Raw genomic sequence first — 25019 nt, forward strand, 5'->3', positions numbered from 1 at the left:
GGGCTTCCCGTGATCCTCACCCCGATCGCCCATGTCCGTGGCGGCAGGGCGGAGCCCATCGACGATGGCTGGGACGCGGTGGAGGCGTCGATCCTGCTGGATCCCGCCCAGCTCGGCCCCGATGCCGCGCAGGGGCTCGATGCCTTCAGCCACGTCACGGTGGTCTTCGTCTTCGATCGCATCGATCCCGCGACGGTGGAGCGCAATGCCCGCCACCCCCGCGGGCGCCAGGACTGGCCCCGCGTCGGCATCCTCGGCCAGCGCGGATCGCCGCGCCCCAACCGGATCGGCGTCACCACCTGCGCGCTGCTGGGCGTCCAGGGGATGGAACTGCGGGTGCGGGGGCTGGATGCCATCGACGGCACGCCGGTGCTCGACATCAAGCCGCACATGACGGGCTTCGACCCGCGCGGGCCCGTCCGCGAACCGGACTGGGCGGTGGAGATCATGCGGGGCTACTGGTAGGGCGCCAGATGGAGCGGATCCCCGCTCATCGCAGCGCCCAATCCCCCCAGATCGCCTTCGCGGTCTCCGTCCTCTCCTGCCGTTCCTTCAGGTGATTCGGCTTGCCCTTGCCGCCCGCCGCATTGGGGCCGAGGTTGATGGCCTGGCTGACCTTCAGCGCATCATCCATATCCGCATGGTCGTTCAGCTTGTGCCGGGTCCAGAACCAGGCCGCGGTCTTGAGGGCGATTTCCGCGTCCTTCGACACCAGCTGCGGCTGCGCCTCCAGCGGCAGGTCGAGCGCCTTGCCGGCCTCCCGGTAGTTGCCGCGCCCGGTCAGCTGGATCAGCCCCCGCCCGCGATAGGTCCAGCCATCGCCGGATTCGACGCCGCCATTGCCGTTGCGGTTGGCATAGACGGTGTTGGCCAGTTCCTGCGGCTTCCTCTTCTCCGCCACGTCGCTGTCGGCCAGCGCCTGCTCCAGCGCCTTCTTCTCCTCCGGCGTCTTGGGCTCCCCTGCCTTCAGCTTGATGGCGTCGTGGCGGGTCTTCTGGTCCTCCGGCAGGAAGGACTTCGCCTGTTCCTCCGTCAGGTACCTGCCATGGGTCGCCAGCAGCCCCGCCAGGGTGCTGAAGACGAAGCCTTCGTCCAGCTTCTGGAACGACGAACTCTCGATGCAGCATTGCGCCAGGAAGTGGGAAAGCCGCAGCCCGCTGCGGCTGATCTCATGGAACCACAGCGCGCCGGATTTCGATGCGGCGACCAGCGCGTCGAAGACGCGGCGCTGCGTGCCGGGCAGGGTCTTGCCCTGGCCCACCAGCCGCAGCAGGTCTTCCTCCGTGATCGGCACATCGGCCAGCTGCTGGACCGGCCCGGCCACGTCCCCCGGCGGGAAGCAGCTGATGGGCAAGTGGCAGCCGAGCCCCGGCCGGGGCATCACCGCGGGGCAGACATCGCCGAGCGGGTTGGCCCGCCAGCCATCGCCCTCGAAGCCGAACAACCCCCCTGGCAGGCCCATCACCGACGCTCCCGCTCCACAAGCCGAGCATAGGCGGGGCGGCTACAGCATCGCCAGCGCCTGCTTGCGCCGGGGCGGCGGGAAGGCCGCGTCGAGTTCCGCCAGCTCCGCCGGCGTCAGCACCAGCTCCCGCGCCGCCGCATTCTGCCGGACATGGTCGGGGTCCGCCGCCTTGGGGATCGCGATGACACCGGGCCGCGCCAGCACGAAGGCCAGCGCCACCTGGGCGGGCGTCGCGCCATGCCGGGCGCCGATCGCGCGCAGCGCGGGGTGGCGCAGCAACGCACCGCCCTGGCCGATGGGGGAATAGGCCATCACCGGCATGCCCCGCGCGCCGCAGAAGGGCAGCAGGTCGAACTCCACGCCGCGCGCCCCCAGGTTCCATAGCACCTGGTCCGTCGCGCAATCCGGCAGGTCACGCCCCAGCTCCTCCAGGTCATCCACATCCAGGTTGGAGACGCCCCAGCGCGCGATCTTCCCCGCCGCGACCGCCTTCTCCATCGCTGCCACCGTCTCCGCCAAGGGCACGCCGCCGCGCCAGTGCAGCAGGTAGAGGTCGATCCGTTCCACGCGGAGCCGCTTCAGGCTCGCCTCCAGCGCCAGCGGCAGCGTCCGCGCGCCGGCATTGTGCGGATAGACCTTGGAGACCAGGAAGCACTCATCCCGCCGCCCCGCGATGGCCTCCGCCACCACCTGCTCCGCGCCGCCCTCGGCGTACATCTCCGCCGTGTCGATCACGGTCATCCCCAGATCGAGCCCCAGCCGCAGCGCGGCCGCTTCCGCCCGCCGGTCGGACCCCCGTTCCCCCATGTACCAGGTACCCTGGCCGAGGGCGGGCACCGCCGTGCCATGGGCGAATGTCACCTGTTTCATGGAACCTGAACCTCCTTTCGCCTATCTTCGTCGTCATGAAGACCGCAGCAAGCCACGCCCTTCTCCTCGCCCTGCTGGCCGCCCCAGTGGCCGCCCCCGTGGCGGCCCAACCGGTGACGACCCCCGCCGCGGTCCCGCCGGAGGAGATCGGCAGCTGGCGCCTGTCCTGCATCACGGACCGGATGACGGACCGCGCGGATTGCCTGCTGCGCCACCGCGAACCGGTGGAGCGCGCGCAGGGGGGCGGTGGTTCGTCCCTGGTGCTGGAAGTGCAGGACCGTGGCGGCCGCCTGGTGCCCGTGGTCACCGCCCGCGACCTGACGCTGGAAGCCGCCGGCCGCGGGTTGCTGGCCGTGACCGGCAGCGCCCAGCTCCGTTTCCCCCCCAACCGCTATTTCGAGATGCCCTGCACGCTGGAGGGCCGGACGCTCGCCTGTGCCCCCAAGCCGGAGGATGCGGCGCGCGCCGCGGAAGAACTCCCCGCCGCCGGCGCCGCCCTGGTCCGCGTCACCGGCCTCGGCGCCGCGACCGCGCAGGCGGAGCCGGTGGAGTTGCGGCTGGAGCGCACCCGCGATGCCCTGGCCCGCTACCGCGCCCGGGTGCCGGAGGGCACGGCCCCCCAGCCCCAGCCCAGCGGCCTGACGCTGCCGGAAATCCTCGGCCGCGTGCAGCGCCTGTTCGGCAACTGATGACGGTCCAGGGCCGGCTCGGCCCTGGCGAGGGGGCACGGGGGAGCAGCGCTCCCCCGTCCTAGACGACCTTCGCCGGATCGGTGTTGCTCCCGCACACCACCACCGCCACCCGCGCCCCTGCCGGCGGCACGAAGGCCCCGGTGGTCAGCGCCGCCAGCGCCGTCGCGCCTCCCGGTTCCGCCACCGCCCGCATCGCCTGCCACAGCCGCTTCTGCGCATCGAGGATCGCCGCATCCGGCACCAGCACGGCGCGGGCGACATGGTGCCTGGCGACCTCGAACATCAGCGCGCCCACCTGCCGCGCCCCCAGGCTGTCCGATGCCAGGCCGCCGACGGGGCAGGGGACGGGCCTGCCTTCCCGCAGGGCGGTGGCGAGCGTCGGGCAGCCCTCGGGCTCCACGCTGATGACCTCCGCGCCGCGGCCGGCATACCAGGCGGCGATGCCGCCGATCAGCCCGCCGCCGCCGGTCGCCACCAGCACATGCGTCGCCTCCGGCGCGTCCTGCCACAATTCCAGCCCGACCGTGCCCTGGCCCGCCAACACCTCCGGCTGGTCATAGGCATGGACGATCATGGCGCCGGTTTCCGCCGCGCGCGCCTCGCTCGCCTCCCGCGCCTCGTCATAGGCCTGGCCGACCTGGTGCAGCGTCGCGCCATAGGCGCGGATGCGGTCGGTCTTGGCGGCGGGCGTCGGCACCGGGCAGAACACCTCCGCCTTGTGGCCGAGCGCCCGGGCGGCATAGGCGACGGCCGCGCCGTGGTTGCCGCCCGAGGCGGTGGCGACGCCGGCCGCCGGCACCGGCAGGGACAGCATCCGGTTGAAGGCGCCGCGCGGCTTGAAGCTGCCGGTGGCCTGCAGCAGTTCCAGCTTCAGGATCAGGGGGATATCCAGCCCGAGGTCGCCCCCCGCCATCCGCATCACCGGCGTGCGCCGGACATGGGGGGCGATCCGCCCTGCTGCCGCCTCGATATCCGCCGCCTCAATCATCGCCACGCTGCCATTCCCCGATGCAGGCGCGCAGGCTGGCAGCGACGCCCTTGCCCGGCAACCGCCACAGGGCGGCGCGGGTTCATTTGACTCCCGCCACCTTTCTGCCATGGTCCGCCCGCCATGAATTGGGGGTCTTCGGACCGCTATGCCGCTGCACGGGTCCTGCGTGGCCCTGGATGATGATGGCGTCCTGATCCTGGGCCCCTCGGGCGCCGGGAAGTCCGATCTTGTCCTTCGCCTGATCGGCCTCGGCTGGACCCTCGTCGCCGATGACCAGGTGGAGGTCGCGGCGGACCAGGGCGCGCTGATCGCCTCCTCCCCCGCCCCGCTGCGCGGCATGCTGGAAATCCGCGGCCTCGGCCTGATGCGGGACCTGCCCGCCGCCGCCAGCACGCGCCTTCGCCTGGCGATCCAGCTGCGGGACACCCATCCGCCCCGCCTGCCCGAACCCGCCGCCTGGACCGCGCACCAGATCGCCCTGCCGCTGGTCGCGCTGCGGGGGAAGGAGCCTTCGGCGCCGGACAAGGTGGCCTTCGCCCTGAAAGCCGCCTGTGGCCGCGCCGCGATGGCCGCCGGGGCCTTCGCCCGGTAATGGACACGCTGCCGCCCCCCGCCCGCCCGGTGGTCCTCGTCACCGGCCTCTCCGGCGCCGGCAAGGCCTCCATCCTCCGTACCCTGGAGGATCTGGGGTTCGAGACGGTGGACAACCCGCCCCTGACGATCATCGAGGAACTGGTCGGCGATGGCGCGACACCGCTGGCCATCGGGGTCGATGCCCGCACCCGGGGCTTCGATGCGCCGGACGTGCTGCGCGTGGTCGCCCGCCTGCGGCTGCGCCCCGATGTCGCGGTCAGCCTGGTCTTCGCGACGGCGGAGGCACCCGTCCTGCTCCGCCGCTATTCGGAAACACGCCGCCGCCATCCGCTCGCGCCGGGTGGCACGCTCGGCAGCCGGGTGGAGGAGGGGATCGCCCGCGAATCCGCCCTGCTGGCGCCGCTGCTGGATGCGGCCGATGTCGTGCTGGATACCTCCGACATGCCGCTGCCGGATCTGCGGCGGCAGATCGAACAGCGCTTCCGTCCGGCCAATGCGGCGGGGCTCGGCATCGGCATCCTTTCCTTCGGCTTTCCCAAGGGATTGCCGCGGGAAGCGGATCTGGTGCTGGACGTCCGCTTCCTGCGGAACCCGCATTACGACCCGGTGCTGCGCCCCATGACGGGTCGCGAATCCCAGATCGCGGCATTTGTCGAGGCCGATCCCGCCTTCCTCCCATTCTGGGACCGCATGACGGGCCTGCTGGACCTGCTGTTGCCCCGCTACGTCGCGGAGGGGAAGAAGTACCTGACGCTCGCCTTCGGCTGCACCGGGGGCCGTCACCGCTCCGTGCTTGTGGCGGAGCGCATGGCATCCCATTTGACCTCGCTGGGTTGGCGGGTGGACCTGATCCACCGCGAACTCGCTTCCTCGGCCGCCAACCATGCCCCCGCTGCGCAGGGGGCGGTCGCTGGAGAAAATCCTGTTGCGGGGCGGGAGGCCCTGTCGCACTCATCATGATCGGATTGGTCCTCGTTACCCACGGCCGCCTCGCCGAGGAATTGCGTCTCGCCATGGAACACGTGGTGGGCCCGCAGACCTCGGTCGCGACCGTCTGCATCTATCCCGAGGACAAGCTGGAAACGCGGCGGGAGGACATCCGTGCCTCCATCGCCGGCGTGGACCAGGGCGATGGCGTGGTGGTGCTGACGGATATCCTGGGCGGCACCCCCTCGAACCTAGCCTTCCAGCTCTGCGACCACCGGACGGTGGAAGTCATCGCCGGCGTCAACCTGCCGCTGCTGGTGAAGCTCGCCAAGATCCGCGGCTCCGAACCGCTGGCGGAGGCGGTGGTCCATGCGACCGCCGCCGGCCGTAAATACATCGCCTGCGCGGCCGACATGGCCGATGGCACGAAATCGAATGGCACCCCCCCCGATGGCTCCTCGAATGGCCATGCGCGCGACGCCGGAGGCACTGCATGAACGAATGGCCGGATGAAGCCGGGGAGGCGAAAGCCAGCCCCCAGCCGGGCGCTGCCCTGATGGCGCAGGGCGAAGGCCCCTGCGGTTGCGACCCCGCCGGCGGATTGGTCATGCGCAAGACGATCAAGATCATCAACAGCCGCGGCCTGCACGCCCGGGCGGCGGCCAAGCTGGTCACCGTCGCCGAACGCTTCTCCGCCTGCGTCAACGTCTCCCGCCACGGGCAGACGGTGCCGGCCTGCTCCATCATGGGCCTCATGATGCTCGGTGCCGGGCAGGGCAGCGAGGTGGTGGTGGAGGCCGAGGGCTGGGACGCCAAGGAAGCGATGGACGCCATCGCCGGCCTGATCGAAGCTGGCTTCCATGAAGACTGACAAGCGGGCGGGATGAAGACGGACAAGCCCGACAAGGCGGATGCGAAGGCCAGCCTGGCGGCCGACCGGCGTGCCGCGCGCCGGGTGAAGGAAACCGTCATCCGGGGCATCGCCGTCTCCCCCGGCATCGCCATCGGCCCGGTCTTCGACACCACCGAACCCCCCGCGGAAGCCCCGCGGCGCAGCATCGCGGAAACCGCGGTGGATGCGGAAAAGCAGCGCCTGGCCGCCGCCGTCGCCGCCAGCCGCAAGCAGGTCGCCAAGCTCAAGATGCGCCTCGGCGTGCTGCCGGAGGAAGCGCAGGAGGAACTCGAACCCCTCCTCGACGCCTATGCCATGATGCTGGGTGATTCCCGCCTGATCCGCGGCGCCCGCAAGCGCATCGAATCCGGCCTGCTGGCGGCGGAAACCGCCGTGGCGGACGAAGCCGACGCGATCGCGGAGGTGATCCTCTCCGCCAAGGATGACGACAAGGCCGGGCTGCGCCGCCGTGCCGGGGAGGTGCGGGAGATCGCCCGCCGCCTGACCCGCAATCTCACGCAAAACCCCTTCCGCAGCTTCAAGGACGTGCCCGAAGGCGCGATCCTGGTGGCGGAGGAAGTGACCCCCGCCGACGCCGCCCTGCTCGACCCCACCCGCATCGCCGGCGTCGCGACGGAGGAAGGCGGCGCCGATGGCCACACCGCCATCATGCTCCGCGCGCTCGGCATCCCCGCCGTGCTCGGCGTCCATGGCCTGACGGAAGCGGCGCGGCGCGGGGACCAGATGGTGCTGGACGGCGCCGCCGGCACCATCGCGCTGCACCCCACCCCCGCGACCCTGGTCTGGGCCAAGGACCAGGTCGGCGTCTATGCGCGGGAACGCACCAAGCTCGCCAAGCTCCGCCGCCTGCCCTCCATCACCACGGATGGGGAGGAGGTGGAACTGCTGGCCAACATGGAGATCCCGGCCGAACTCCCCCTGATCGCCCAGGCCGGCGCCCAGGGCATCGGCCTGCTGCGCACCGAATTCCTGTTCATGAACCGGGAGGATCTGCCGGACGAGGATGCGCAGGTCGCGGCCTATGCGCCCATCGTCGAAGCCATGGCCGGCGACCCCATCACCATCCGCGTCCTCGACTGGGGTGGCGAGAAGGAGATGGAGGCGCTGGCCGCCGGCGTCCCCGCCCAGACCAGCGCCAACCCGGCCCTCGGCCTCCGCGGCATCCGCATGCTGCTGAAGCGCCCGGAACTGCTGGAAGCGCAATTCGCCGCCATCCTCCGCGTCGCCGGCCGCGCCCCCGAAGGCGCGGTGCGCGTCCTGCTGCCGATGGTGACGATCCCCGCCGAGGTGAAGGCGGCGCGGGAGGTCTATGACCGCGTGGCGCGACGCCTCCGCCGGCGGGGTGAGAAGCTGCCGGAGAAACTCCCCGAGCTCGGCGCGATGATCGAGACGCCGGGCGCGGCACTCGCCGCCGATGCCATCGCGCTGGAAGCCGATTTCTTCGCCATCGGCACCAATGACCTGGCCATGTACACGCTGGCGGTGGACCGCGGGGATGCGGAGGTCGCCCACCTGTATGACCCGCTGCACCCGGCCGTGCTGCGCCTGATGCAATTCGCGACCGAGGCGGCGCTCCGGCTGCGCATGCCGGTTTCCGTCTGCGGGGAGATGGGCGGCAACCCCCGCCTGGTGCCCCTGCTGCTGGGCCTGGGCATCCGCTGCCTGTCGATGAATGCCAGCGCGATCCCGCGGGTGAAGCAGGCGGTCCGGTCGCTCGACATCGGCGATTGCGCCCGCTTCGCCCGCCGCGTGATGGAACAATCCGACCCCGCCCGCATCCGCGAACTGGTCGATGGCTTCGCGACCGGCGTGACGGAGCGCGGCTGACCCTCAACGACTGGCGTATCGCTGTCCCGTTCCCCATGGATGTCGCTGCCGGCCGTCCCGGGCCCGCCTTCTACCTCGCCGGTGATTCCTTCCCGGATGATGTCGGGGTGGAACGCGCGCTCGCCCCGCGCCTGACCCCCCATATCGGCGGCTGGATCGGCCAGGAGGCGCTTGCCGGGACCCCGGGCGGCTTCGACCCCGGCATCGCCGCCCGGAGCGCGCAGCTGGAAGCCGCGCTGCCCGATGGCCCGGCGCTGCGGCGCGTGGTGCTGATCGGCCGTTCCTCCGGCGCCCGGGTGGTGACGGAGGTCGCCTGCCGCCGCCCCGTGCGGGCGGTCATCTGCCTCGGCTATCCCTTCCGCCGGCCGGGCGCGGCGGAGGAGCCGGCGCGTTTCGCCCATCTCGCCGGGATCGCGGTGCCGACGCTGATCCTGCAGGGCAGCCGCGACGCCTATGGCACCCCCGCGGCGGCGCGGCGCTATGCCCTGTCGGACCGGATCCGGGTCCAGGCGCTGGATGCCGATCACCGGCTGCGCCTCGCCGCGCCCGACTGGGACGCGGCCTGTCGCCTGATCGTGGCGTTCTGCGCCCGTGCCGGCGCGCCGGACGACCTCACGGATTGATGATCCGGCCGGGGGCCTCGCCGCTTTCCCGCCGCGATCATGCCGCCGGGGCGCCGCTTCACCCCCTGACCCTTCGCGGACTGTCACGGAAAGGGGATCGCCATGCCGCCCATCCGCCGCGCCGCCGCCACCGGGCTGCTCGCCCTCTGGCTCTCACCCCTGCCGGCAGAGGCCGGGGGCCCGACCGCGCCGACGGAAGCCGCCGTGCCGGCCGGGGAGTGCCGTGGCCAGGCGCCGCTGGAGGCTTGGCGGGAGAGCCAGCGCTGCCGGCCTGCCCGGGATGCCGGGCCGGAAAAGGCCGGATAGGGTGCAATCGGGCTGGCGTCGGCCCTTATGTTCGTTCTATGTTCTGACCATCACGGGGCGCACCGCGCCTGGCGGCCTGTTGCCTTGGCGCCTGTTGCCTTGGCGCCTGTTGCCTTGGCGAGGGTCCGGCATTTGTCCAAAGCCGCCCTCGAATCGCGATTAAATGCACTAAAACGGCTTAAACGGCTAAATCCGTCGTAGCCTTGAAATCGTCGTACCGGGTGATCACGCTGCCCCATCCGGCACCACCGGCACCGGCAGGACGCCAACCCCCGGGCGGGCGAAGAGGTAGCCCTGCATGGCGCGCACGCCCATGGCCCGCAGCGCCCGCATCTCGCCCACCGTCTCCACGCCCTCCACCACCGGCACCAGCCCGAAGGAATTCAGCTGCGCCAGGGTCAGCCGCACCTGCTCCAGCCGTTGGGGGTCAAGGTCGAGGCCCATGATGACCTCCCGCGCGATCTTGGCGCCGTCCGGCCGCCAGGCCATCAGCAGGGGCATCCGCGCATGGCCGGTGCCTACATCGTCCAGCGCGATGCGCAAGCCCCGCCGCTGCAAGGCGCCGAGTTCGAGGGCCAGCGCCTCCGGGTCCTCCACCGCCTCCATCTCGCTGATCTCGAAGACCAGGCGGTCCATCGGGAAGCCCAGCGCCGCCGCGTCATCGGCGGTGCGGCGGACGCCGTATTCGGGGTGGGAGACGCAGCCGGGATAGAGGTTCAGCGTCAGCGCCGCCGTCGTGGCCGGCAGGCCGAGGCGCAGCGCCTCCTCGATCGCCGCGCGCCGGATATCGGCATCCACCCGGTAGCGGTCGGGCAGCGGGACGGCGGCCAGCACGCTGCCCGCCGATTGCCCGGCACGGCCCCGCACCAGCGCTTCCTGCGCGATGGTCAGGCCGGTCTCGACATCCACGATGGGCTGGAAGGCGATGGCGAAAGGGGGGGCCAGGGTGGAGGTCACGGTACCCTACTCTGTTCCACAACTTGTCCGGACACGCCAGCGTTCCGGCGCCCTGGCCCGTGTCGCCGGGTTGCGCAACAGGCCGCCGGGCCGCACATCCCGGTCATGGCATCCCCCGCCGGCACCGGCCGATTGATCCTGATCCTCGGCCTGGCCTGCTTCGCCGCCAACCTGGCCATGCGGTCGCTCGACCCGCTGGTGGGCGTGCTGGCCGGCGAATTCCGCACCACGCCGGAGACGGTCGCGCTGCTCGCCACTGCCTTCTCGCTGCCCTATGCGCTGGTGCAGCCGGTGCTGGGGCCGGTGGGCGATGCGGTGGGCAAGCGCCGCGTCATCCGCGCCTGCCTGGTGGTGCTGGCCCTCGCGCTGGTCGCGCATCTCTTCGTCACGGACCTCGCCACGCTGGCGGTGCTGCGGATGATCGCCGGTGGCGCCGCGGGCGGCACCTTTCCGCTCTGCATCGCCACCATCGGCGACCGGGTGCGGATCGAGGACCGGCAGCTCGCCCTCTCCCGCCTGCTGGTGGCGGGGCTGACGGGGTCGGCCGCCGGCGCGCTGCTCGCGGCGGCGCTGGAGCCGTATCTGGGCTGGCGGGGCGTCTCCCTGCTCTGCGCCGCGGCGGCGGCGGGGGCCGTGCTGGTGCTGCGGCCGGATGCGGGGGAGGCGCCGGTGGAACCGCGCCGGCTGAACCTGGGGGAGGCGCTGGCCCGCTACCGCCAGCTCTGGTCGCTCCGCGCCGCGCGGGTGCTCTATGGCAGTGTCTTCCTGGAGGGGATGATGGTCTTCGGCATCTTCCCCTTCATCGCCCCCCTGGTCATCGAACGCGGCTTGGGCGGGCAGCGGGAGGCCGGGCTGGCCGTCGCCGCCTTCGCCGCCGGGGGCTTCCTGTTCGCCGCCCTGGCGCCGGCCATGCTGCGGATCGGCGGGCAGCGGCTGACGCTGCGCTATGGCGGCTTCGTCGCGGCATCCGGGATGGTCGCGCAGGCGCTGGCCCCCAGCGCCTGGGTGCTGGTGGCGGGCTGCCTGGTGCTGGGGCTCGGCTTCTACATGATGCACAGCGCGATCCAGACCCGGGTGACGGAGGTCGCGCCCATGGCCCGCGGCAGCGCGGTGGCAATGCATGCCTTCTGCTTCTTCATGGGCCAGTCGCTCGGTCCCGCCGTGATGGGGCTGGGCCGCGGGGCGCTGGGGGCGGAGCCGCCGCTGTTCATCGCCGCCGCGGGGCTGGCCTGCCTCGGCCTGTTCCTGGCCCGGCCCGGGGATCGGCCAGGTCGCCCGAAACCGGGTTGAGGTTCGCGATTCGCCCCGTTGCTGGAACGCAGGGTGAATCGGAACAGGCAGGGGCCGCGCAAGCAGCCGTCGAATCAATGCCCTGGCCCGAGTCGCCGGAACGAATCGCTGACCCCCGCCGGATGTTCGCGTACCACAATATCTGGGGGGCTCGTTCCGATTCGCGGCACAACGGCGTTCCCCGATCCGCGGCCCGAGTCGCGCCCGAGTCGCGGAACGCCTTGAACCGACTCAGAAATCCGTCGCGCGGCCCTTCTGTTCCCAGTCGCCATAGCGCGTGGGCTCCGGCCCCTTCGGCCCGCCGATCTCCTTCGGCAGCACCATCCGAATGGGCTTGTCGGAGGGCGGATCACCCACTGGCGCCGGCGGCTTCTCTCCCGGCAGGGGCATGTCGCCATCCGGCGGCGGCTGGATCACCGGCGGCGGCTCGGAAGGCGGCTGGCCAGGGGGCGGCCCAGGGGGCGGCCCGAGGGGCGGCCCAGGGGGTGGGCCAGGGGGTGGGCCGGGCGGGTCGCTGGGCGGGATCGGAAGTTGCTGGGCCATCGGGCCGTGATTGGCATCGGTCATGCCCCACATGTAGGACCTCCTCGCGCAGGTGCAGACCCCTTCAACGCATCGCGCGGCGGAAAGACGGAGGCACCGGGCGATCATGAGCGGATATCTGCGGACGGCCGTGCTGCTGGCGGCGATGACGGCGATCTTCGTGGGCGTCGGCTTCGTCATCGGCGGCCAGCAGGGCATGGTCATCGCCTTCCTGGTGGCCTGCGGGATGAATGTCTTCGCCTGGTGGAACAGCGACCGCGTCGTGCTCGGCATGCACAACGCCCAACCCATCGGCCCCGCGGATGCCCCGCGGCTGTTCGCCATGACGGAGGCGCTGGCGGCACGGGCGGGGCTGCCCATGCCGGCGCTCTACGTGATCCATGAGGACCAGCCCAACGCCTTCGCCACCGGCCGCAGCCCGGACCGCGCCGCGGTCGCGGTCAATACCGGCCTGCTGGACCTGATGCCGGAGCGGGAGGTGGCGGGCGTGATCGCCCATGAACTCGCCCATATCCGCAACCGCGACACGCTGATCATGACCATCACGGCGACCATCGCGGGCGCCATCGGCATGCTGGCGCAGTTCGGCTTCCTCTTCGGCAGCCGCAACAGCGAGGGCCGGCAGAACCCCTTCGGCCCGATCGGCGCCATCCTGCTGGTGGTCCTGGCCCCCATCGCCGCGATGATCGTGCAGATGGCGATCAGCCGGTCCCGGGAATATGAGGCCGACCGCGTCGGCGCCGAGATCGCCGGCGACGCGGAGGGCCTGGCCAACGCGCTGATGCGGCTGGAGGGCTACAAGCAGGGCCGGGTGAACGAGGCCGCGGAAGCCAACCCCGCCTCCGCCCATGTCTTCATCATCAACCCGCTCTCGGGGCTGCGGATGGATGGGCTGTTCTCCACCCACCCCAGCACGGCCAACCGCGTGGCCGCGCTGCAGGCGCTGGCGGGGCGCATCGGCCCGCCGCCCGGCGGTGGCGGCATGGCCGCGCCGCCGCGGCGGATGCCCCAGTCCGGGCCCGCACGGCCCTCGGTGCAGCCCGGGCCCTGGTCCGATAGTGGCGGAAGGCGGAACCCATGGGGCTGATGCTTCGTTGGCCACGGCATCCCGACCGAGGACCACCGGCCATGCCAAGCCCCGGCGCCTGGCGCCGCCTGCCGATCCTGGTGCGCTTCCTGCTGTCCCATGCCGCGATCGGCTTCGGGATCGCCGCCATCGCCACCACCGCCTTCGTGCTGGCGAACCCCGGCGGCGCCGGGGGCATCCTGCTGACCGCCGCCGGGCATTGGTGGCCGGTGTTGGTGCTGTGGTTCTTTCTCGGCCTCACCTTCGGCAGCGCGCAGATCGGCGCCGCGACCGTGCTGCTGGCGGACCGCCCGGCGAAGTCGCGGCCCCCGGGCGGCGGCGGCCGCGCCCCCGCCTTGGTGCCGATCCCGGTCCGGCGCTGAGGATCAGCGCGGCTTGCGGATGCGGGTGGACCAGATGTGCCAGAAATACGTGCCGAGGATGCCGGCCACCACGACATAGGCGAAGGGCTCCAGCCACCCTTCCACCTGGTCGTAATGGTCTTCCATGAAGTAGCCGGCGCAGATCAGGAAGGTGATCCACACCGTGCTGCCGATGGTGGTGTAGAGGTAGAACAGGCCGCGCGGGATGCGGATCAGCCCGGCGGGGATGGAGATGACGGTGCGGATGCCGGGCAGCAACCGGCCGAAGGACAGCGCGAAGGGGCCGTATTTGCGCAGCGTATCCTCGGCCTTGCGGAGGTCATCCTCCCCCACCGCGAACCAGCGGCCGTAGCGGCCGACCATGGGCCGGATGCGGTCCGCGCCGATGGCGCGCGACAGCTCGTACCAGAAGACATTGCCCAGCAGCGTGCCGACGATGCCGGCGATCAGCGCCAGGGTGAAGGACATCTGCCCCCGCGCCGCCGCGAAGCCCGCGAGCGGCATGATCACCTCCGACGGGATGGGCGGGAACAGGTTCTCCAGGAACATCAGGAACAGCACGCCGGGCCAGCCGCCGGCGGCCACCACGTTCGTCACCCACTCGATCATCCACCGACTCCGTACAGCACGATCGCCACCCGGCGGCCGCGGGAATAGTTGAAGCCCGCCACGGTCCCGCGTTCCTGCGGCACCAGGCCGAGGGCCGCCGCTTCCGTCCGGAAACGCGCTTCCTCCCGGTCCGATACGGCGGCGAGGCGCCCGGGTTCCCCGGCCAGGAAGCGGGCCGCTTCCTCGCCGCCGCGCAGCAGGCGGATCTCACCGCCCAGCGCGAACATCAGGCTGGGCTCGTGGTAGCCCGTGATGCCGAAGCGTTCATCGGGCAGCCCCGGCGCGGCCTGGTGGACCAGCGCCGCCAGGCGCGGCGAGATCCAGGGCGCCGTCAGCCGCGGCAGCACGCCCTCCAGCACCACGGCCTGCAAGGGCACCGCCAGCAGCACCGCCAGCAGCGCGGCCCTTGCCGGCGCGCCATCCCGCAGCACCAGCCAGACCCCCGCGGAGAACAGCGCCGCCGCCGGCACGGCCAGCAATGCGACCAGGGAGACACGGCCATCCGCCAGCACCGGCAGCGCCACCGCCACCGCCGCGATGCCGAAGGCCACCAGGATGGCGACCACCAGGGAGAAGACGGAAAGCCAGCGCGGCGCCTGGCGCCGCAGCGGGTCCAGCGCCCAGGCGGCCGCCAGCAGCATCAGCGCGGGATAGGCCGGCATGGCGTAGTGCGGCAGCTTCGTCGTCACTGCCTCGAACATCAGCCAGACGGGCACGGCCCAGGCGAGCAGGAAGCGCGTGGCGGGCTGCAGCCGGTCCGCCCAGGCGCCGGGGGCGGCGCGCAGCACCAGGAAGGCGGCCGGGAACGCCGCGATGCCGAAGCTGAGGAAATAATAGCCGGGCGGGCCCCAATGATTCTCATCCGCGCCGCCGACCTTGTTCAGCATGTCGCTGCCCAGGGCATCGGCGATGAAGCGGCCCTCGGTCGCGATGGTGACCGCGATGAACCAGGGCGCGGCCGCCAGCACCATCAGCGGAATGCCCCAGCCCGGGCGCAGGGCGCGCAGCCAGGGCGCGCCGGATTTCCACCCGCGATCGGCGGCGAACAGCGTGATTCCCGCCAGCAGCGGCACCGCGGGCCCGATCGGCCCCTTCAGCAGCACCGCGCCGCCCAGCATCAGCCAGAACCCCGCCGCCTGCCTGGCGCTGAACTGCCCCGGCGCCAGATAGGCCCGCCCCATCAGCCCCATCGCCACCACGATGGTGCCGAGCAGCGCGGCATCGGTCTTGGCGATATGCGTCTCGACGCCCAGGACGAAGCACCCCGCCAGCATGGCCGCGCCCAGGAAGGCCGCCCGCCGCCCGACCAGGGACCGGCCGAACTGCGCCGTCGCCAGCACCGCCAGCATCGCGCCGAGGAGGGAGGGGATGCGATAGGCCCAGATATCGGCCCGAGTGCCGAGGCGCAGGCCCTCCAGCACATGCACCGAGGTGGCCTGGGCCCAGTGGATGCCCGCGGGCTTCTTGTTGCGCTCCACCTCGCCCAGCCGGATGCGGACATAGTCGCCCGTCTCCACCATCTGGCGGCTGGCCTGGGCGAAGCGGCTTTCGTCGCGGTCCCCGGCAGGGATGGTGAAGAAGCCCGGCAGCCAGAGCAGCAGACACAGCAGCGCGAGCCAGCGAAGCGGGCGGCGCGTCTCCGGCAGCCTGTCGAGGAAATCGCGCAGCGCTTGCATGGCGCGGCCCTAGCACGGCGCGGGCCGGGGGGCCATAAAGCGCCGCTCATGCCCCCCAGCACCCCCACGCGCACCCCCCGACGCACCCAATCCGGCAAGCAGGCGCCCGGCGTGCTGACGCGCAACGCCGCCCTCTCCCTGCTCGCCGCCGTCTTCGAACGCCGCCGGCCGATCGAGGAGGCCCTCGATGCCCTGCCCGCGGCGCTGGAGGCGCGGGACCGCGGCGCCGCCCACCGCATCGCCGCCGCCGTGCTGCGCCGCGCCGGCAGCCTGGACGCCGTGCTGGAACCCTTCCTGCGCCGTGAACCGCCGCCGGTGGTGCGCGCCGCGCTGCGGATGGGGGCGGCCGAGTTGCTCCTTCTCGGCACCCCCGCGCACGCCGCCGTCGCCGCGACGGTGGAGGTGGTGCCCCGCCCCTTCGCCGGCCTGGTCAACGCCGTGCTCCGCAAGGTGGCGGCCGAGGGGTCGCTGGATGGGCTGGATGCGGAGCGGCTGGATACGCCGCCCTGGCTCTGGTCCACCTGGCACGCCGCCTATGGCCCCGCCGTGCGCGCCATCGCCCGCGCCCACCAGGTGCCCGCGCCGCTCGACATTTCCCTGAAGCCGGGCGCGACCCCGCCGGAAGGCGCCGTGGAACTGCCGACCGGCAGCTGGCGCCTGCCCGCCGGCACCCGCGCCGCTGACCTGCCCGGCCTGGCGGAGGGCCTTTTCTGGGTGCAGGACGCCGCCGCCGCCCTGCCTGCGAAGCTGCTGGCGGTGAAGCCCGGCGAACGCGTGGCGGACCTCTGCGCCGCCCCCGGCGGCAAGACCGCGCAACTGGCCGCCGCCGGCGCCGCCGTGACGGCGGTGGAACGCGACCCCCGCCGCGCCGCCAGGCTGCGGGAGAACCTGGCGCGCCTCGGCCTGGATGCCGTCGTGCTGGAAACCGATGCCGCGACCTGGCAGCCCGATGGCGCCGGCTTCGATGCCGTGCTGCTGGACGCCCCCTGTTCCGCCACCGGCATCATCCGCCGCCACCCGGACATCCCCCACCTCAAGCGCGTGGCGGACATCACGGCGCTGGCGGAGACGCAGGCGCGGCTGCTGGAACAGGCGACCCGCCTGCTGCGTCCCGGCGGGCGCCTCGTGCTCGCCACCTGTTCCCTCCAGCCGGAGGAAGGGGAGGCGCATCTGGCCCGCGCCGCGGCGCTGGGGCTGGTGGCGGACCCGATCACGGCCGCGGAGCTGCCGGGGCTGGAGGAGGCGATCACGCCCCGCGGCACGCTGCGGACGCGGCCCGACCTCTGGGCCGATCGCGGCGGGCTGGATGGCTTCTTCGCCGCGCGTTTCCTGCGGCTCTGAGGGGATTGGGCGGAAAATCCTTCTCATCCGCCCCGCCACTGGCGTGATCCGAAAAAATTTGTTCTAAAGTTCCGGTATCGTGACCCGGGACACCCAAGGCATGGCCGCCGCCGAACTCGACCGCATCGACCGTGAGATCCTCCGCCTGCTGATGCAGGACGCCGCCCGTTCCCTGGCGGAGATCGCCCAGGAAGTGGGGCTGACCCCCACCCCCTGCTGGAAGCGCATCAAGCGGATGGAGGAAGCGGGGGTCATCACCGGCCGCGTGGCGCTGGTGGATGCCACGCTGGTCGGGCTGCCGATCTCCGTCTTCGTCTCGATCGAGACCGGCGACCATTCCGCCGACTGGATCGCCCGCTTCGCCGCCGCCGTGGACAGCCTGCCGGAGATCGTGGAGTGCTGGCGGCTGGGCGGCGATGTCGACTACCTGCTGCGCGTCGTCGTGCCGGACATGGCGGGCTACGATGCGTTCTACCGCCGTTTCGTTGCGGCGGTGCCGAGCCTGCGCAAAGTGACCGGCCGCTTCGCGATGGAACGCGTCAAAAGCACGACCGCCCTGCCGATTTGAGGGGGTGCGAGCCCCCCCGCCCGGTTTCCCCGCGGGGCGGTGGCGGGTAGAAGCGGAACTGACATGTCCTCTTCACGCCCCATCCGCATCGCGCCCTCCCTCCTCGCCGCCGATTTCGCGCGGCTGGGGGAGGAGGTTGCTGCCATCGAGGCCGCCGGCGCCGATTGGCTCCACCTCGACATCATGGACGGCCATTTCGTCCCCAACATCTCCTTCGGCCCGTCGGTGGTGAAGGCGCTGCGCAAGCATGCGCGGATGCCCTTCGACGTGCATCTGATGATCGCGCCGGCGGACCCCTACCTCGCGGCCTTCGCCGATGCGGGGGCGGACCTCATCAGCCTGCACCCGGAAGCGGGGCCGCATCTGCACCGGTCGCTGCAGACGATCCGGGCGCTGGGCAAGAAATCCGGCGTGGTACTGAACCCCGCGACGCCGGTCGGCGTGGTGGCGGAGGTGATCGACCTGGTGGATCTGGTGCTGGTGATGTCGGTGAACCCCGGCTTCGGCGGGCAGTCCTTCATCCGCACCCAGCTTTCCAAGATCGCGACCTTGCGCGGCATGATCGAGGCCTCCGGCCACGACATCGCCCTGCAGGTCGATGGCGGCGTGACGGCGGTGACGGCGAAGGATTGCATCGCCGCCGGCGCCGATGTGCTGGTGGCGGGCACCGCGGTGTTCGGAACGTCTGACTACGCCGCCGCCATCGCCGGCCTGCGCGGATAAAGGGAGACGCCATGATCGGGGGGGTCCTTCGCGGCGCGCGCCGCATCCTGGCGAATCTGAAACCGATCAAGGTGCCGGACGGGCCCGCGCGGTCCTTCCGCGACCTCTGGCCCGGCGATGCCGCGCGGGGCGCCCGCCTGCTGCGGGGCGAGTTCGAGGTGCAGGGCACCGTCCGCCCGCTGCGGCCGCAGGATGCGGATGGTGGCCCCGGCGATTGGGGCGGCGGCGGCGGTTCCGCCGCCTGGCGCAGCGCGGCGCATGGCTTCGCCTGGCTGCGGGACCTCCGCGCGCTCGGCACCGATGCCGCGCGCCTGCGCGGCCGGGCGCTGACGGCGGATTGGCTGGCGCTCGCCAGCCATGAGGCGCTGGCCGAGGCCCCCGAAGTGGCCGGCGCCCGCATCTCCGCCTGGCTCGGCCATTGGGACTTCCTGGCCGCGACGGCGGAGGACGGGTTCCGCAAGCAGTTGATGCAGCGGCTTGCCCAGGATGCCCGCGGCGTGGTGGCCGGCCTGCCGGCGGAGGCAGCGCATCGCGGCGCGCTGGTCGCGCTGAAGGGCGGCATGGCAGCCGCCGTGGCGCTGGAGGAGGAGACCTGGCTCGCCCGCTGCGTCCGTTTCCTGCCGCAGGAGCTGGAGCGCCAGTTCAACCCGGATGGCGGCCATGTGGAGCGCAGCCCGACGGCGCAGCTCCTCGCCCTCCAGGACCTGATCGAGATCCGCAACCTGCTGCATGGGGCGGGGATCGAGGCGCCGTCCCAGCTGGCCGGCACGCTGGACCGCGCCGCGCCGGCGCTGCGCCTGCTGCGCCACGCCGATGGCGGCCTCTCCCTGTTCAACGGGACGCGGGAGGAGCAGGCCGCGATCATCGACCTGGTGCTGACCCAGGGCCAGTCCCGCGGCCGCGCGCCGACCCACCTGCCGGAAACGGGCTTCCAGCGCCTGTCGGCCAGCCGCACCCTCGTCATCGCGGATTGCGGCGCGCCGCCCACCGCGCGGCGGGATGCGACGCCGGGCGGGTTGCCGCGCGGTGCCGACCGCAACGCCCATGCCGGGACCCTGTCCTTCGAGATGTCGGTGGGCCGCGACCGGCTGATCGTGAATTGCGGTGCCGCCCCGGCGGCGGAGGGGGAGTGGCGCGACGCGCTGCGCGCCACCGCCGCCCACTCCACCCTGGTGCTCGCCGATACCAATTCCAGCGAGTTGAAGCCCGAGGGGCTCGGCCGCCGCGTGGAGCAGGTGGAGGCCGACCGGCAGGAGGCCAATGGCGCACAGTGGCTGGAGGCCAGCCATGATGGCTGGGTCCGGCAATTCGGCCTGCGGCACCGCCGGCGGCTCTATCTCTCGGAATCCGGCGACGATCTCCGTGGCGAGGATGTGCTGGAGGCCGAGCGCGACGTGGCCGTGCCGAGCTTCGCCGTGCGCTTCCACCTTCATCCCGCGGTGGTGGCCAGTCTGCAGCAGGATGAGCAGGGGGTGCTGCTGCGCCTTCCCTCCGGCGTCGGCTGGCGGCTGCGGGTGAAGGGCGCGCGCGTCGCGATCGAGGAGAGCATCTACCTGGCCGCGGAGCCGCGCCGGAGCCAGCAGGTGGCCTTGTACGCGGAAGCCGGCGCGAACAGCCTGCAATGGGCGATCGTGCGGGCCAGCATGGGCACGCCGGGCGGGGCGGAGGCGGAGGAGTAGGGTGGCTGTGGCTGCCCGGGGGGAACGCTGTTCCCCCCGTACCCCCCATGCCAAGGGCCCCCTCCTTGACGGTTTGGGGCCCCTTGGAACCCTTCAATTGACGATGGTCCAGGGGGGTCTCCCCCCCAAATCTTCCACATGGGGCGGATGGGGTGGGGGGAAGGCAGCGCCTTCCCCACGGCGCACGTGAAAATCCTCGAAATCACCAACGTCGATTTCTCGTTGCGCCACTTCCTCCTGCCCCTGATGCGCGGCCTGCGGGACCGGGGGCATGAGGTGGTGGGCGTCTGCGCCGAGGGTCCCTTGCTGGACCTCCCCCGCGCCGAGGGTTTTCGCATCGCCCCCGTTCCCATGGCGCGCAGCCTGAACCCTGTGGCGCAGGCGCGGGCGCTTTCGGCCCTTGTCGCCCTGATGCGGGCGGAGAAGCCGGACCTTGTCCACGCCCATATGCCGATCAGCGGCTTGCTGGCGCGCACCGCCGCGCGCGTCACCGGCGTGCAGCGGATCGCCTATACCTGCCACGGCTTCCTCTTCAACCAGCCCGGCCCCTGGTGGCGAGGCACCCTTGCCCTCAACCTCGAACGCGCCGCCGGCCGCATCACGGATACCTTCCTCACCGTGAGCGCGGAGGAGGCGGAGGATGCGCGGCGCCTCGGCATCCACCCGCACGCCACCGCCGTGCTGAACGGGCGCGACCCCGCCCGCTTCCGGCCGGACGCGGCGGCGCGGGCGCGGCTGCGGGCGGAACTCGGCGCGGGGCCGGCGGATTGCGTCGTCATCGCCGTCTCCCGCCTCGTCCGCCACAAGGGGATTCCGGAGTTGCTGGCCGCGGCGCCGCCGGGCTGCACCTTGTGGATCGTCGGCGAACGCCTGCCCTCCGACCATGGGGAGGATCTGGAGCCGCATTTCGCGCGCGCGGCGGCGGCGCTCGGCCCGAGGCTGAAGCGCCTGGGCTACCGGCACGACATCCCGGCGCTGATGGCGGCGGCCGATGTCTTCTGCCTGCCCTCCCACTTCGAGGGCCTGCCCATGTCCATCATCGAGGCGATGCTGACCGGCCTGCCCGTGGTGGCGACCGATATCCGCGGGCCGCGCGAGCAGGTGGTGGATGGCGAGACCGGGCTGCTGGTGCCCCCCGCCACCGTCGAACCGCTGGCCGATGCCCTCTCGCGCCTCGCCGCCGATCCCGCGCTGCGCGCCGCGATGGGGGAGGCCGGCCGCGCCCGGGCGCTGGACCGTTTCGATGAGGCGAAGGTCGTGGCCCGCAGCATTGCATTGCTGGAAGGCACCAAACGCGGTTGATGCCCCGGGGGGAGGGGTCTATGCCGCGCCGCATGAGCCAGACCCTCCCCGTCCGCCGCGCGCTGCTCTCCGTCTCCGACAAGACGGGCATCGTCGAATTCGCCCGCTTCCTCGTCGCCCAGGGCGCCGAGATCCTCTCCACCGGCGGCACCGCCAGCGCCATCCGCGCGGCCGGCATCCCGGTGAAGGATGTGTCGGAGCACACGGGTTTTCCTGAGATTCTCGATGGCCGGGTGAAGACACTGGTGCCGCAGGTGCATGGCGGGCTGCTCGGCCGGCGGGACCTGGCCGACCACCTCGCGCAGATGGAGGCGCACGCCATCGCGCCGATCGACCTCGTCGCCGTGAACCTCTACCCCTTCGAGGCGACCGTCGCTAAGGGTGCCGAGTTCGAGGACTGCATCGAGAATATCGACATTGGCGGGCCCGCGATGATCCGCAGCGCCGCCAAGAATTTTGCTTCCGTTGTCGTCATCACGGAGCCCGAGCAGCTTTCCGAAGTGCGGGTGGAACTGGAAGACGGCGGCACCACGCTGGCACTGCGCCGGCGCCTTGCCCAGGCCGCCTATGCCCGCACGGCGGCCTATGACACCGCGATCTCCACCTGGTTCGCGGGCGAGAACAAGGATGTCTTTCCGCAGCGCCTGGCGGTCGCCGGCATTCTCCGCCAGGGCCTGCGCTACGGCGAGAACCCGCACCAGCAGGCCGCCTTCTACACCGATGGCAGCAACCGCCCCGGCATCGCCACCGCGCGCCAGGTCCAGGGCAAGGAACTGTCCTACAACAATCTGAACGACACCGACGCCGCCTTCGAATGCGTCGCCGAATTCGACGAGCCGAGCATCGTCATCGTCAAGCACGCCAATCCCTGCGGGGTGGCGACGGCGGCGAGCCTGGCGGAAGCCTGGGACCGCGCCCTGCTCTGCGACCCCGTCTCCGCCTTCGGCGGCATCGTCGCCGCCAACCGCGTGCTGGACGCCGCCGCTGCCGAGAAGATCGCCGCCATCTTCACGGAAGTGGTCGTGGCGCCGGATGCCGATGACGCCGCGAAGGCGGTCTTCGCCCGCAAGAAGAGTTTGCGTTTGTTGCTGACGGGCGGGCTGCCCGACCCCGCCGCGCCGGGGCGGCTGGTGAAGTCCGTGGCCGGCGGCTTCCTCGCCCAGTCCCGCGACAATGGGCGGGTGACGGAGGGGGCGCTGCGCGTGGTGACGCAGCGCGCGCCGAGCGCGCAGGAGATGCGCGACCTCCTCTTCGCCTTCCGGGTCTGCAAACACGTGAAATCCAACGCCATCGTCTATGCGAAGGACCTGGCCACGGTCGGCATCGGCGCGGGGCAGATGAACCGCGTCGAATCCTCCCGCATCGCGGCGTGGAAGTCGGAAGCGGCGGCCAAGGCGGCCGGTCTCGACCAGCCGCTGGCACTCGGCTCCGTCGTCGCCTCCGACGCCTTCTTCCCCTTTGCCGATGGGCTGGAGACCGCCGCGGCGGCCGGCGCCACCGCCGTCATCCAGCCCGGGGGATCGATGCGGGACGCGGAGGTGATCGCGGCCGCCGACAAGGCCGGGCTAGCGATGGTGTTCACGGGAATGCGGCATTTCCGCCACTGAGCGCGACGACTTGATGCGGATTCATCGAAATCCTTGAATCCGGCCCCGCGACAGCGGCTACAGCACGCTGCGCGAGCGGACGCGAACGCATCCCGGTCCTGCGTCAGCAACCCATGAGTGGCAGCCAGCCGGACGGTGCGACGGCAGGCGCCACCAGCCCGGAAGGCACCCGTGCCCGAAATCCTCTCCCTTCTTCCGCCCCCGGTGATGTTCTTCGTCCTCGGCTTCGCCGCGGGGCTCCTCCGCGCCGACCTGTCGATCCCGGAGGCGCTGGCCCGCGCCCTGTCGATCTACCTGATGATCGCGATCGGCCTGAAGGGCGGCGCGGCGCTGGCGAGCCCGGGGGCGACGGAAGGGCTGTGGGCGGCGCTCGCGCTCGGCATCGGCCTGTCCTTCCTGCTGCCGCTGCCGGCCTTCCTGTTCCTGCGCGGCGCCCTGCGGATCGAACGGGAGACGGCGGCCGCCATCTCAGGCCATTACGGCTCGGTCTCCGTCGTCACCTACGCCGCCGCCGCCGGCACACTGGCGACACTCGGCGTGGCGCAGGAGGGGTTCATGCCCGCTGTCCTCGCCGCCATGGAAACCCCCGCCATCCTGACGGCGCTGCTGCTGGCAAGGCTTGGCGCCGGGCCGGACCAGCCGCGGCTGAATGCGGGCAAGCTGGCGCATGAGGTGCTGCTGAACGGGCCGGTGGTGCTGCTGCTCGGCAGTTTCCTGATCGGCTTCCTCGCCGGCGCGCCCGGGCGCCAGCAACTGGCCCCCTTCACCGAGGCGCTTTTCCCCGGCGCGCTCTGCCTGTTCCTGCTGGAGATGGGGCTGATGGCGGTGCGCCAGCTTCGTGCCGGCGGGCGGGGCCTGTCCTGGGGGCTGGTCGGCTTCGGCATGGCGATGCCGCTGCTGGGGGGCACGGCGGGGCTGCTGGGCGCGCAGGCCATCGGCCTGTCGACCGGCGGCATCGCGCTGATGGCGGTGCTGTCGGGTTCCGCCAGCTACATCGCGGTGCCCGCGGCCATGCGCCTGGCCTTGCCGCGGGCCGATGCGGGTGTCTATGTCACCCTCTCCGTCGCCGTGTCCTTTCCCTTCAACATCCTGGTGGGAATCCCGCTCTGGGTGAAACTGGCCGGGGCCTGACCATGCATCACCGCAAGCGCATCGAGATCGTCGTGGAGCGCGTCCGCGCCGATGACGTCACGGACCTGCTCGACCGCCTTGGCGCCACGGGCTGGACCATCCTGCCCGTGCTGTCCGGCCGCGGGCGGCGGGGCGTGCGGCTCGGCGGCGATCTGTCCGGCGTGCTCGACAACGTCGTCATCGTCTGCATCGCGAGTGAGGCGGTGACGGCACGCGTGCTGGACGCCAGTGACGAATTGCTGGGCGCGCGCCCGGCCATTGTCAGCATCACCGACTGCACCGTCCTGCGCGCCGACCATTTCTGAACAGGGGCTCGTGCCGATGCAGCGCCTGCTCGACGGGTATCGGCGCTTCCGGGAAGACACCTGGCCGCAGCAGCGCGCGCGGTTCGAGGCCCTGGCCGCGCAGGGCCAGCGGCCGCGCACCATGATCATCGCCTGCTCCGACAGCCGCGTGGACCCGCAGATGATCTTCGCGGCGGCGCCGGGGGAGCTGTTCATCGTCCGCAACGTCGCGAACCTTGTCCCACCCTACATGCCGGACGCCGCCTTCCACGGCACCAGCGCGGCGGTGGAATTCGCGGTCCGCGTGCTGGGGGTGAAGGACCTGGTCGTGATGGGCCATGCGCTGTGCGGCGGCATCCGCGCGCTGCGCGAAGGCGTCCCGGTGGAAGCCGGGGACTTCATCGCGGGCTGGATCAACATCGCGGCCCGCGCGCGCGACGCCGGCCTGCGCTGCGACACGCCGGAAGCGGCGCAGGAGGCCTGCGAGCATGAGGCCGTCCGCATCTCCCTCGCCAACCTCCTGACCTTTCCCTGGGTGGCGGAGGCGGTGGAGGCGGGCACGCTCGCGCTGCATGGCGCGCATTTCGGCGTGGCGACGGGCCGCCTGGTGCTGATGGACGCGCAAGGGCGTTTCGCGCCGGCGTGATCGCCA

Annotated in this window: 28 protein-coding genes; 21 read left to right on the plus strand and 7 right to left on the minus strand. The window is 72.0% G+C overall.

What is annotated here, in order from left to right:
- Window positions 1-9 precede the first annotated feature (9 nt).
- Window positions 10-465: an SAM-dependent methyltransferase gene (locus BM041_RS11615; protein ID WP_245762037.1), complete on the plus strand. Its 456-nt coding sequence runs from the start codon at window positions 10-12 to the stop codon at window positions 463-465.
- A gap of 25 nt (window positions 466-490) precedes the next feature.
- Here BM041_RS11615 and BM041_RS11620 read toward each other — a convergent pair whose 3' ends face one another.
- Window positions 491-1462 (minus strand): glycoside hydrolase family 19 protein, encoded by a 972-nt coding sequence (locus tag BM041_RS11620; RefSeq protein WP_092959529.1) that lies wholly within the window; start codon window positions 1460-1462, stop codon window positions 491-493.
- 42 nt (window positions 1463-1504) lie between these two features.
- Window positions 1505-2335, minus strand: a complete 831-nt coding sequence (locus BM041_RS11625; protein ID WP_092959531.1) for an aldo/keto reductase — start codon at window positions 2333-2335, stop codon at window positions 1505-1507.
- A 35-nt stretch (window positions 2336-2370) separates the two neighbouring features.
- Here BM041_RS11625 and BM041_RS11630 point away from each other — a divergent pair, with 35 nt between their 5' ends.
- Window positions 2371-3024, plus strand: coding sequence for a hypothetical protein (locus BM041_RS11630; RefSeq protein WP_092959533.1), 654 nt, complete (start codon window positions 2371-2373; stop codon window positions 3022-3024).
- A gap of 61 nt (window positions 3025-3085) precedes the next feature.
- Here BM041_RS11630 and BM041_RS11635 read toward each other — a convergent pair whose 3' ends face one another.
- Complete coding sequence (locus BM041_RS11635; RefSeq protein ID WP_092959535.1) at window positions 3086-4015, minus strand: serine/threonine dehydratase; 930 nt, start codon at window positions 4013-4015, stop codon at window positions 3086-3088.
- A gap of 148 nt (window positions 4016-4163) precedes the next feature.
- Here BM041_RS11635 and BM041_RS11640 point away from each other — a divergent pair, with 148 nt between their 5' ends.
- The 7 genes from BM041_RS11640 to BM041_RS11670 all read left to right on the plus strand — a co-directional run bounded on the left by BM041_RS11640 (window position 4164) and on the right by BM041_RS11670 (window position 9208).
- A complete protein-coding gene (locus BM041_RS11640) occupies window positions 4164-4610 on the plus strand; it encodes an HPr kinase/phosphorylase (RefSeq protein WP_092959537.1) in 447 nt (148 codons plus the stop codon).
- Complete coding sequence (gene rapZ / locus BM041_RS11645; protein ID WP_092959539.1) at window positions 4610-5572, plus strand: RNase adapter RapZ; 963 nt, start codon at window positions 4610-4612, stop codon at window positions 5570-5572. Before BM041_RS11640 ends, rapZ begins: the two co-directional genes overlap by 1 nt.
- Window positions 5569-6036, plus strand: coding sequence for a PTS sugar transporter subunit IIA (locus BM041_RS11650; protein WP_092959541.1), 468 nt, complete (start codon window positions 5569-5571; stop codon window positions 6034-6036). Before rapZ ends, BM041_RS11650 begins: the two co-directional genes overlap by 4 nt.
- A 110-nt stretch (window positions 6037-6146) precedes the next feature.
- On the plus strand, window positions 6147-6410 hold the full coding sequence (locus BM041_RS11655; RefSeq protein WP_245762055.1) for an HPr family phosphocarrier protein: 264 nt from the start codon (window positions 6147-6149) through the stop codon (window positions 6408-6410).
- A 12-nt stretch (window positions 6411-6422) separates the two neighbouring features.
- Window positions 6423-8279: a phosphoenolpyruvate--protein phosphotransferase gene (gene ptsP / locus BM041_RS11660; RefSeq protein WP_092959542.1), complete on the plus strand. Its 1857-nt coding sequence runs from the start codon at window positions 6423-6425 to the stop codon at window positions 8277-8279.
- A 35-nt stretch (window positions 8280-8314) separates the two neighbouring features.
- Window positions 8315-8902 (plus strand): alpha/beta family hydrolase, encoded by a 588-nt coding sequence (locus tag BM041_RS11665; RefSeq protein ID WP_092959544.1) that lies wholly within the window; start codon window positions 8315-8317, stop codon window positions 8900-8902.
- Window positions 8903-9004: 102 nt separating this feature from the next.
- Window positions 9005-9208, plus strand: a complete 204-nt coding sequence (locus BM041_RS11670; RefSeq protein ID WP_092959546.1) for a hypothetical protein — start codon at window positions 9005-9007, stop codon at window positions 9206-9208.
- A gap of 225 nt (window positions 9209-9433) precedes the next feature.
- Here BM041_RS11670 and BM041_RS11675 read toward each other — a convergent pair whose 3' ends face one another.
- Window positions 9434-10165 carry an EAL domain-containing protein gene (locus BM041_RS11675; RefSeq protein WP_092959548.1) on the minus strand — a complete coding sequence of 244 codons (732 nt, stop codon included), beginning with the start codon at window positions 10163-10165 and terminating at the stop codon, window positions 9434-9436.
- A 105-nt stretch (window positions 10166-10270) separates the two neighbouring features.
- On the opposite strand from BM041_RS11675, the gene BM041_RS11680 reads away from it, so the two are divergent.
- Entirely contained in the window at window positions 10271-11455 is a 1185-nt protein-coding gene (locus BM041_RS11680) for an MFS transporter (protein ID WP_092959550.1), read from the plus strand.
- A gap of 231 nt (window positions 11456-11686) precedes the next feature.
- Here the strand turns inward: BM041_RS11680 and BM041_RS31265 are convergent, their stop codons facing one another.
- Window positions 11687-11869, minus strand: a complete 183-nt coding sequence (locus tag BM041_RS31265) for a DUF1674 domain-containing protein (protein ID WP_456303960.1) — start codon at window positions 11867-11869, stop codon at window positions 11687-11689.
- A gap of 235 nt (window positions 11870-12104) precedes the next feature.
- On the opposite strand from BM041_RS31265, the gene htpX reads away from it, so the two are divergent.
- Together htpX and BM041_RS11695 are read left to right on the plus strand one after the other, a co-directional pair.
- On the plus strand, window positions 12105-13085 hold the full coding sequence (gene htpX / locus BM041_RS11690) for a zinc metalloprotease HtpX (protein ID WP_092959554.1): 981 nt from the start codon (window positions 12105-12107) through the stop codon (window positions 13083-13085).
- 41 nt (window positions 13086-13126) lie between these two features.
- Window positions 13127-13447 carry a hypothetical protein gene (locus BM041_RS11695; RefSeq protein WP_092959556.1) on the plus strand — a complete coding sequence of 107 codons (321 nt, stop codon included), beginning with the start codon at window positions 13127-13129 and terminating at the stop codon, window positions 13445-13447.
- A 3-nt stretch (window positions 13448-13450) separates the two neighbouring features.
- Here BM041_RS11695 and BM041_RS11700 read toward each other — a convergent pair whose 3' ends face one another.
- Both BM041_RS11700 and BM041_RS11705 read right to left on the minus strand, forming a co-directional pair.
- On the minus strand, window positions 13451-14056 hold the full coding sequence (locus tag BM041_RS11700; RefSeq protein WP_092959558.1) for a DedA family protein: 606 nt from the start codon (window positions 14054-14056) through the stop codon (window positions 13451-13453).
- Window positions 14053-15732 carry an ArnT family glycosyltransferase gene (locus tag BM041_RS11705; protein WP_092959560.1) on the minus strand — a complete coding sequence of 560 codons (1680 nt, stop codon included), beginning with the start codon at window positions 15730-15732 and terminating at the stop codon, window positions 14053-14055. The genes BM041_RS11700 and BM041_RS11705 overlap by 4 nt, the downstream gene beginning before the upstream one ends.
- 48 nt (window positions 15733-15780) lie before the next feature.
- Between BM041_RS11705 and BM041_RS11710 the strand changes: the two genes are divergently transcribed.
- From BM041_RS11710 to BM041_RS11750, 9 genes are all read left to right on the plus strand, one after another.
- The gene (locus tag BM041_RS11710; protein WP_139226031.1) at window positions 15781-17073 is read left to right on the plus strand and encodes an RsmB/NOP family class I SAM-dependent RNA methyltransferase; all 1293 of its coding nucleotides are present in this window, start codon (window positions 15781-15783) and stop codon (window positions 17071-17073) included.
- A 100-nt stretch (window positions 17074-17173) separates the two neighbouring features.
- The gene (locus BM041_RS11715) at window positions 17174-17641 is read left to right on the plus strand and encodes an Lrp/AsnC family transcriptional regulator (RefSeq protein WP_092959562.1); all 468 of its coding nucleotides are present in this window, start codon (window positions 17174-17176) and stop codon (window positions 17639-17641) included.
- Window positions 17642-17704: 63 nt separating this feature from the next.
- Window positions 17705-18364 carry a ribulose-phosphate 3-epimerase gene (gene rpe, locus BM041_RS11720; RefSeq protein ID WP_092959564.1) on the plus strand — a complete coding sequence of 220 codons (660 nt, stop codon included), beginning with the start codon at window positions 17705-17707 and terminating at the stop codon, window positions 18362-18364.
- Window positions 18365-18375: 11 nt separating this feature from the next.
- Window positions 18376-20043, plus strand: coding sequence for a heparinase II/III family protein (locus tag BM041_RS11725; RefSeq protein ID WP_092959566.1), 1668 nt, complete (start codon window positions 18376-18378; stop codon window positions 20041-20043).
- A 186-nt stretch (window positions 20044-20229) separates the two neighbouring features.
- Window positions 20230-21345 carry a glycosyltransferase family 4 protein gene (locus BM041_RS11730; protein ID WP_092959860.1) on the plus strand — a complete coding sequence of 372 codons (1116 nt, stop codon included), beginning with the start codon at window positions 20230-20232 and terminating at the stop codon, window positions 21343-21345.
- 32 nt (window positions 21346-21377) lie between these two features.
- Window positions 21378-22952 (plus strand): bifunctional phosphoribosylaminoimidazolecarboxamide formyltransferase/IMP cyclohydrolase, encoded by a 1575-nt coding sequence (purH, locus tag BM041_RS11735; RefSeq protein ID WP_092959858.1) that lies wholly within the window; start codon window positions 21378-21380, stop codon window positions 22950-22952.
- Window positions 22953-23123: 171 nt separating this feature from the next.
- Window positions 23124-24083 carry a sodium-dependent bicarbonate transport family permease gene (locus BM041_RS11740; RefSeq protein WP_245762039.1) on the plus strand — a complete coding sequence of 320 codons (960 nt, stop codon included), beginning with the start codon at window positions 23124-23126 and terminating at the stop codon, window positions 24081-24083.
- A 2-nt stretch (window positions 24084-24085) separates the two neighbouring features.
- Window positions 24086-24388 carry a P-II family nitrogen regulator gene (locus tag BM041_RS11745; protein WP_092959570.1) on the plus strand — a complete coding sequence of 101 codons (303 nt, stop codon included), beginning with the start codon at window positions 24086-24088 and terminating at the stop codon, window positions 24386-24388.
- A 16-nt stretch (window positions 24389-24404) separates the two neighbouring features.
- The gene (locus BM041_RS11750; protein ID WP_092959572.1) at window positions 24405-25013 is read left to right on the plus strand and encodes a carbonic anhydrase; all 609 of its coding nucleotides are present in this window, start codon (window positions 24405-24407) and stop codon (window positions 25011-25013) included.
- Window positions 25014-25019: the final 6 nt, after the last annotated feature.

Source organism: Falsiroseomonas stagni DSM 19981 (genome assembly GCF_900114315.1).
GTDB classification, from domain to species: domain Bacteria; phylum Pseudomonadota; class Alphaproteobacteria; order Acetobacterales; family Acetobacteraceae; genus Falsiroseomonas; species Falsiroseomonas stagni.

Bases quoted from the DNA above. Each gene is read 5' to 3' on its own strand.
- BM041_RS11620 (WP_092959529.1), bottom strand. From the start codon at position 1,462: ATGGGCCTGCCAGGGGGGTTGTTCGGCTTCGAGGGCGATGGCTGGCGG.
- BM041_RS11625 (WP_092959531.1), bottom strand. From the start codon at position 2,335: ATGAAACAGGTGACATTCGCCCATGGCACGGCGGTGCCCGCCCTCGGC.
- BM041_RS11630 (WP_092959533.1), top strand. From the start codon at position 2,371: ATGAAGACCGCAGCAAGCCACGCCCTTCTCCTCGCCCTGCTGGCCGCC.
- BM041_RS11635 (WP_092959535.1), bottom strand. From the start codon at position 4,015: ATGATTGAGGCGGCGGATATCGAGGCGGCAGCAGGGCGGATCGCCCCC.
- BM041_RS11640 (WP_092959537.1), top strand. From the start codon at position 4,164: ATGCCGCTGCACGGGTCCTGCGTGGCCCTGGATGATGATGGCGTCCTG.
- rapZ (WP_092959539.1), top strand. From the start codon at position 4,610: ATGGACACGCTGCCGCCCCCCGCCCGCCCGGTGGTCCTCGTCACCGGC.
- BM041_RS11650 (WP_092959541.1), top strand. From the start codon at position 5,569: ATGATCGGATTGGTCCTCGTTACCCACGGCCGCCTCGCCGAGGAATTG.
- BM041_RS11655 (WP_245762055.1), top strand. From the start codon at position 6,147: ATGCGCAAGACGATCAAGATCATCAACAGCCGCGGCCTGCACGCCCGG.
- ptsP (WP_092959542.1), top strand. From the start codon at position 6,423: ATGAAGACGGACAAGCCCGACAAGGCGGATGCGAAGGCCAGCCTGGCG.
- BM041_RS11665 (WP_092959544.1), top strand. From the start codon at position 8,315: ATGGATGTCGCTGCCGGCCGTCCCGGGCCCGCCTTCTACCTCGCCGGT.
- BM041_RS11670 (WP_092959546.1), top strand. From the start codon at position 9,005: ATGCCGCCCATCCGCCGCGCCGCCGCCACCGGGCTGCTCGCCCTCTGG.
- BM041_RS11680 (WP_092959550.1), top strand. From the start codon at position 10,271: ATGGCATCCCCCGCCGGCACCGGCCGATTGATCCTGATCCTCGGCCTG.
- htpX (WP_092959554.1), top strand. From the start codon at position 12,105: ATGAGCGGATATCTGCGGACGGCCGTGCTGCTGGCGGCGATGACGGCG.
- BM041_RS11695 (WP_092959556.1), top strand. From the start codon at position 13,127: ATGCCAAGCCCCGGCGCCTGGCGCCGCCTGCCGATCCTGGTGCGCTTC.
- BM041_RS11700 (WP_092959558.1), bottom strand. From the start codon at position 14,056: ATGATCGAGTGGGTGACGAACGTGGTGGCCGCCGGCGGCTGGCCCGGC.
- BM041_RS11705 (WP_092959560.1), bottom strand. From the start codon at position 15,732: ATGCAAGCGCTGCGCGATTTCCTCGACAGGCTGCCGGAGACGCGCCGC.
- BM041_RS11710 (WP_139226031.1), top strand. From the start codon at position 15,781: ATGCCCCCCAGCACCCCCACGCGCACCCCCCGACGCACCCAATCCGGC.
- BM041_RS11715 (WP_092959562.1), top strand. From the start codon at position 17,174: ATGGCCGCCGCCGAACTCGACCGCATCGACCGTGAGATCCTCCGCCTG.
- rpe (WP_092959564.1), top strand. From the start codon at position 17,705: ATGTCCTCTTCACGCCCCATCCGCATCGCGCCCTCCCTCCTCGCCGCC.
- BM041_RS11725 (WP_092959566.1), top strand. From the start codon at position 18,376: ATGATCGGGGGGGTCCTTCGCGGCGCGCGCCGCATCCTGGCGAATCTG.
- purH (WP_092959858.1), top strand. From the start codon at position 21,378: ATGAGCCAGACCCTCCCCGTCCGCCGCGCGCTGCTCTCCGTCTCCGAC.
- BM041_RS11745 (WP_092959570.1), top strand. From the start codon at position 24,086: ATGCATCACCGCAAGCGCATCGAGATCGTCGTGGAGCGCGTCCGCGCC.
- BM041_RS11750 (WP_092959572.1), top strand. From the start codon at position 24,405: ATGCAGCGCCTGCTCGACGGGTATCGGCGCTTCCGGGAAGACACCTGG.